The organism is Roseburia sp. OF03-24 (assembly GCF_003463035.1).
Classification (GTDB): Bacteria; Bacillota; Clostridia; order Lachnospirales; family Lachnospiraceae; genus Roseburia; species Roseburia rectibacter.
Map to the genome: position 1 here is coordinate 25,820 of NZ_QSCK01000040.1, position 6,370 is coordinate 32,189.

Genomic DNA, 6,370 nt, shown 5'->3' on the forward strand with positions numbered 1-6,370 from the left:
TTATCACAAGTCCTAACAGTTGCCGCTGTCAGGACTTTTTTCTTTATCAGTCTGTGTTCCCTGCCAGAGATACTTGGCACCATCCAGCATAGAAATAATCGCCTGCAACATATCCATACAGTCATTTCGCATATCTTCCAAACCGTCAGCAGTAAGTGTTACCTCCTGCTGTTCCAGTTGTTTTACCAGCTCAGAAATATTGGTCTGCATATTCTGCAATTCCTCTACCAGTCGGTAAATGACATCTTTCTTGCCTACAACACATATTCTGTTATAAATGCAGGAACGGACAAAATAATCTTTCTTCTGCATACCACTTGCAAGTATCTTGGCTTCAATCATCTCCCGCTCTCTGTCTGATACACGAAAGCTGATTGTTGGATGTATGTGTACTCCGCTCATAGCTCGTCCTCCTCATTCTCCAGTTCTAATCTGTCTGCCAGTTCTGCCTGCTTATTCGGGTATAAATGTGAATAAGTATTTAATGTTGTTTCTATCTTTTCATGTCCTAGTCGCTCCGCTATTGCCAAGGGCTGAAATCCAAGTTCCACCAGAAGTGATGCGTGGCTGTGACGCAGATCATGAATACGGATTCTTTTAACTCCTGTTTCCTTTATGCCTCGTACAATCTCATGCTCCATATAAGATTTTGTAAACCGGAACATTCTTTCATTTGGCATAATTCCATATAAACGACTGCAATATTCTTTTAACTCTTCTGCCAGAAATGGTGGTATTGTAATCTTACGATTGCTCTTTGGTGTCTTAGGCGGTGTAATTACATCTTTTCCATCCAATCTCTGATAGGATTTAGAAATGCTTATAATTCGTTTTTCCAAATCAATATCTTCATAGGTGAGTGCCAGCAATTCTCCTATACGCATTCCTGTCCAATACAAAAGCATAAATGCCATTCTCGCCTCTGGTTTCTTATCCATAGACGGAAGAAACTGCTTAAACTCCTGTTTTGTCCAGAACTCCATATCATCAGCCTTGCTCTTCCCGATACTTCCTGCTTTCCTGCATGGATTATCGTTCAAGTCATAATATCTGACCGCATAATTGAATAGTGCTGCCAACTGGTTATTAATACTTTTAAGATAAGTCGGTGCGTACCCCTGCTTAATCAATTCATTCTGCCAAGCCCTGATATCTGAAGTCTTAATCTCACACATCTTTTTCTTTTTGAAATATGGTGTAACTTTCAAATCAAACACATATCTTTTATTCTTGATTGTGCTTTCTCTAAGCCGGTTCTCCACATCAGCGAAATAGATTTCAACAAAATTCTCAAAGTTAATATCCAAATCTTTTCTCTGCTGTTGCCGGAAGTTACGCTCCCATTCCTCTGCTTCTGCCTTTGTCTTAAAGCCTCTTTTGTTCTTTTTATGGCGTATGCCTTGCCAGTCTTCATAATAGAACTGGCTACGCCAAGCCTTACCATCTCTTGTAGCCGGCATATTATCATCTCCTCTCCTTTAACCAACTGCCATGCCATAAAACTTTTCTTCAAAATACTTTGTAGGTACCTTGCCTGAAATCACTCGATAGCCTTTTTCTTTCAATTCATTATTAAGACCACGAATGATTTTGTAAGCATATCCTCTTGATACTCCAAGAATCTGTGCAGCTTCATCTGCTGTTACATACATCTTCATCGTATTCTCCATATTGTGTTCTCCTTTCGTATTTCATTTTAGTACACTTTTGTGACCTTGTTTATCCATATTATATGGTACACATTTGTGTCTGTCAAGTAATTCATCAAACTTTTTATACACAAATGTGTCCTATTGTGATAGAATAGAGCTAACAAATCATAAAGGAGCTGTTTTATGACTACTGGAGAAAAGATTAAATACTTTCGCAATATGCGTGGAATATCACAGGAAACGCTTGGTCAGTTGTCCGGCATAAACTCCGCAACAATAAAGAAATATGAATATGGTATCCGCAATCCTAAGCCAGACCAGTTACTAAAGATTGCAAATGCATTAGGTATCAGCATCAATATTTTTATGGATTTTGATATAGAAACTGTTTCGGACGTGTTATCTTTACTGTTTAAGCTGGATGACCAGATTGATATGAAATTCGAGGCAGAAAAGGACAAAGACGGAAACTTTAAGCCTGCTACGCTCAGAATGTCCTTTAAGAATCCTATGATAAATAAAAAAATCTGCACTTATATGAAAGCTCTGGAACTCAGGGAAAATATGATAAATTCAAAAGATGATTATTCCGAAGAAGAGTTCAATGCTAGCTTGCAGCGTATCAATGAGAACATTGAAGAAATCAAGCAACACCTGCTTGATGACAACATGGTTGTGTCGAAAGGGACTGACAAGCTTACTGTAAAAATTTTCCCAAATTAGCGAAACCTCTTGAATTATCAGACATAAGATGATAATATCTAATTAAACAGAAAGCACCCACTCCAAAGGTGGATGCTCCGAGTTTAGGTTAATGAATGTCCTTAAGGACACCGCCTATCCTGTGGATCAGACAGGATAGGCATTTTTATTTTCGCTTGTTTCTCTTATCGAGAAAGGCAAGCAACGCTACAATCAAGCTACCAAAGGACATCAGCAATGCTAATATCCCAATGAAAATCGAAATGATCTCATAAGCCGTCATCGGCGCCACCTCCCTTCCTATGTATTCCGTTAAACCGGTATCATAAACTCGGGAGGCTACCACCCTGTCATGGGTACTTTCCTTAGACGATATTGTACCATAAAAAACAAAACATCTGCAATATACAATCCCACAAAATCACCCTTCAAATGACTGATAAATATTAATCACTAAAAAAACTTTTAATCTCCTCACTTATTCTTCCATACTCATAATCATGCACATAATGTGGGCAATCCAATTCTATGTACTTCCCAGACTCCACTTCTGAGATGTATTTTTCCTGTATCCTTCTCCATGTTTCTTTATCAAAACCAGTTCCACCAGTTCCATCAGAAATAAAAAGCAGCATAGGAACCTGTGGTACTCCATTTTGAGCTACAATTCTTGCATTATCCTTAACACTCTTCGCTTCATTTATCATTGTTACAGTTGCCGTTCTGTTATAAAAAATTGCTCTATACCTATTCTTTTCGTCATTAGTCAACGTTCCATGCTTTATAGCATCACTTTCCGCAAGTGTAGGAATTAGTCTGGTAATTCCTAAATTCGCTGCATATTGTCCAAATTTCATTAGTGGAAGATTTATTTTCATATTCTCGTAATATTCTGGCACAGCCATATCCAAACCTATGATTGCTTCAATTTCATCCGGATATTCTTGTGCCCAATACAGGGTTTCAATTCCAGACATAGAATGCGGACATAAAACATATGGACCATCAATTCCTGCTTTATTCAAAGCTAATCTTGTTTCAGATAATACAGTCTGTATGTTTCTGTATTCATCAACAACATCACTATATCCATATCCAAACTTTTCAACAACAACAATTCTATACTCGTCGCTTAACAATGAATATAGGGATTTAAAATCCAGAATGGGAGAACACGTTCCGCTCCCAGACAAAAACACAAGCGTTTTAGAACCACTCCCCTCAACATAAATGCTAATATTATTTCCATTTATATCTATAAGCTGCCCTAATGGTTCCCTTAATTTTTCCTCTTTCCTAAGCTTATACCTATGATAAACAAAGCAAATCAAAATTAAAATAACAATAATTGCTACTATCCATAATAACACCCGCAACATTGTTTTAGTTCTTTTTTTCATTATCTTTACATATCCCTCCTGAAATAAAAACGGCAATACAAATAATAATTACCTTACACACCAGTGAAACAAAGAGATTTCCACCAACTGAAATTTGCGATAACGAATTAATCAATGCATGTGTCATTACACATATCCATAAGCTCCTTGTTTTATTGTATAATGCAGATAAAATAAAACAGTTTATCAAAAGTCCAAATAAAAAGCTACCTACATGAATTGATTGCATTGAACCTTCAATAAAAAAATAAAGGAAATGCCATATTCCCCAACAGACAAATGTCACACATGTCGAAAACACATAATTATGCCGTTCCTCAATAATTGGTTGAAACGTATATCTCCAACCTATTTCTTCAATCCCACCGAACAAAATTGCTTTTACAAATAATATAACCGGAATATACCAATTCTTTACTTGTAACATTCCACCCATTAATAGATAACAAAACTCTATACTCAAAAACATAAAAACAAGCAAGTAGCCGAAGATAGGTTGCTTTATGTTCACAAACTCGATTACAATCCTCTTAAAATTTATTTTTCGATATCGAACTGTGACAATGCTCCCCCACATTGCCGAAGAAATTCCGCCAATTCCAATTGCTATCATCCCAATTACCGTTGTGTAATCAACGACTATCCCTATCTTACGCAATAGGAAAACTATGATCGCTATTACCGTAATTTGTCCTATAGTTCCAGTTAAATATAATCTAATCGCATTTTTTCTATCCACAGAATTATCCATGTCTTCTTCCTTCTTTAGTCAAAATCCGTAAAAACTCTTTCCCATTATTCTCCCCACAAATAGAGCTAAACTAGAGCCATTCTATAAAACAAATGCCGGAAGCCCGCATAAATACAGGCTTTCGGCATTTCTGTCCGTTATTCAAACTCGCAAAATTTTGTTTTATTCTGGTTGTTTCAATACAGTTATCTATACCATTCCGTATTGATAACCTATATCTTTTTCACTCATTATTCTTCATTCCACACATTTTTAGTACCAATCCAGTACCATTGCTATATTGTCATTATTGTATGTAGTTCCGGTGGCTTGCAGGTTTATTTACTATTCAGAAAATAATATTCTGATGGTTTGCAAATCCACCTATGGAAATTATAATCTCCAACCACTACTTCTGCAACTAGAAATTTTGTGGTACTAATGGGTAGTACCATCCTTCTCCATATCATTCATCAATCTATCAAAGTCACTTTCATACAGCGAATCCTGTATAACTCTGTATTTCTCAAATTCGCTTTCCGCAAATTCTTTCGCAATAGCTGCAGTAACTTTCCCTTTATCCTGAAGTACTTCTGCATCATTAAATCTGATATGTAATGACTCTTGTCAAGTACAAATTAACAGAAATCACTGCTTTATTTAGTTGTTTCTGAAGGCACCCGGAAAGAGCCTCGGAGTATCAGTTCCCGGCCTTGGCCACTCTGATATACGTGGATTGGTTACCTACAGGTCAATGGTCCGCCGTGAGCTCTACCGTCTAATTGCGTGGATCACAGATTGCTCTGTGCCGACATAGATTTATCGTAGATAGCTCGAACCTTGAAATGGCCGAAGCCCTTTCAGGATGTCTTCAGTTGTTGCTTTGTATTGGCCAGATGTACGTGGCATAAGCCATCTTACATCTGCTTGATTACCCACTATAACAGCGGGATGATGATGTCAAAGCTGCGAAGTACCGCCACAGGCGGCTTGGTCTTGACAGTAGCAGCGTGATGTTATACCCCCTATATCAGGCAATGTTATCTGTCATCATGCCCCACATGAAGCATGCGAGTTCCCTTGCGATTGCTGTTTTGGCTACATTGTGTTTCTTGCATTTATTAAGTACCATCTTGTAGTATCGACGTCTTAGACGCTCGTTAGCTTTGTCAGCATAAGCGATGACCGCAGGCGTATTCCCTGACTGACGGGCTTTCAATTCTTTGGATTTGAAACCAACCTGTCCTCTTGCATAGCATTGTGACGCTTCTGTTAGGAGTAACCGTACATGCCTGTTTCCTGCTTTGGTGATTCCAAGTCTGTTCTGATCATTACCGCTGGAATCCTCACCAGGGACAAGACCGAGGTAGGAAGCAAAGTGCTGAGCAGAGGCAAAGCGGTTGAAATCGCCGACTTCTACCAGAACAGAAAGCGCAGTATGTGTCTTCACACCGATGAAGCAATGGATAGGTTACAATTAACTGGACAGATTTTTTAAGGTCATATAATCTATAATAAATACACAAAGGAGCACTCATTATGACCGAACCAAAACAACGAAGAAAACCTCGTAAATATACCGATGAATTCAAACAGCAACTGGTGGAACTATATCGTTCCGGCAAACGCAGATGCGATATCTGCCGTGAATATGACATTGCTACTTCCCTGTTTGACAAATGGGTAAAGCAGGCATCCAATTCTGGCTCTTTCCATGAAAAAGATAACCGGACTCCAGAGCAGGAAGAACTGATCCGGCTTCGGAAAGAAAACCAGCAGTTAAGAATGGAAAATGATATTTTAAAACAAGCGGCTCTGATCTTAGGACGAAAGTAAATGTGATCAAAGCAAATGCTCACAAATACTCTGTATCAGCAATGTGCCGC

General features: G+C 38.2%; 7 protein-coding genes and 3 pseudogenes. 2 read left to right on the top strand and 8 right to left on the bottom strand.

The genetic code is table 11. The features are described 5' to 3' along the window. Window positions 1-12: 12 nt before the first annotated feature. The 3 genes from DXA60_RS16595 to DXA60_RS16605 are packed head-to-tail and all read right to left on the bottom strand — an operon-like array spanning window position 13 to window position 1,670. Window positions 13-402: a plasmid mobilization protein gene (locus DXA60_RS16595; protein WP_117922417.1), complete on the bottom strand. Its 390-nt coding sequence runs from the start codon at window positions 400-402 to the stop codon at window positions 13-15. Further along, window positions 399-1,460 (bottom strand): site-specific integrase, encoded by a 1,062-nt coding sequence (locus DXA60_RS16600; RefSeq protein ID WP_117922418.1) that lies wholly within the window; start codon window positions 1,458-1,460, stop codon window positions 399-401. Before DXA60_RS16600 ends, DXA60_RS16595 begins: the two co-directional genes overlap by 4 nt. Window positions 1,461-1,478: 18 nt before the next feature. Then, window positions 1,479-1,670 carry an ICEBs1 excisionase gene (locus DXA60_RS16605; protein ID WP_116444116.1) on the bottom strand — a complete coding sequence of 64 codons (192 nt, stop codon included), beginning with the start codon at window positions 1,668-1,670 and terminating at the stop codon, window positions 1,479-1,481. Window positions 1,671-1,835: 165 nt separating this feature from the next. On the opposite strand from DXA60_RS16605, the gene DXA60_RS16610 reads away from it, so the two are divergent. Further along, complete coding sequence (locus DXA60_RS16610; protein WP_117922419.1) at window positions 1,836-2,375, top strand: helix-turn-helix domain-containing protein; 540 nt, start codon at window positions 1,836-1,838, stop codon at window positions 2,373-2,375. A gap of 145 nt (window positions 2,376-2,520) precedes the next feature. On the opposite strand, the gene DXA60_RS19615 is transcribed toward DXA60_RS16610, so the two are convergent. The 5 genes and pseudogenes from DXA60_RS19615 to DXA60_RS19825 form a co-directional block, all read right to left on the bottom strand. Beyond that, entirely contained in the window at window positions 2,521-2,637 is a 117-nt protein-coding gene (locus DXA60_RS19615) for a putative holin-like toxin (protein ID WP_022085598.1), read from the bottom strand. A gap of 163 nt (window positions 2,638-2,800) precedes the next feature. Further along, window positions 2,801-3,754, bottom strand: coding sequence for an alpha/beta hydrolase (locus DXA60_RS16615; protein ID WP_117922420.1), 954 nt, complete (start codon window positions 3,752-3,754; stop codon window positions 2,801-2,803). Continuing rightward, entirely contained in the window at window positions 3,738-4,505 is a 768-nt protein-coding gene (locus tag DXA60_RS16620) for a CPBP family intramembrane glutamic endopeptidase (RefSeq protein WP_199536242.1), read from the bottom strand. Before DXA60_RS16620 ends, DXA60_RS16615 begins: the two co-directional genes overlap by 17 nt. Window positions 4,506-4,922: 417 nt before the next feature. Beyond that, window positions 4,923-5,096 (bottom strand): annotated as a pseudogene (locus DXA60_RS19820) (cell filamentation protein Fic); the annotation flags it as partial. Window positions 5,097-5,514: 418 nt separating this feature from the next. Then, a pseudogene (locus tag DXA60_RS19825) lies at window positions 5,515-5,946 on the bottom strand (transposase); the annotation flags it as partial. 77 nt (window positions 5,947-6,023) lie between these two features. Between DXA60_RS19825 and DXA60_RS16635 the strand changes: the two are divergent. Then, window positions 6,024-6,370: pseudogene (locus DXA60_RS16635) on the top strand (transposase); the annotation flags it as partial.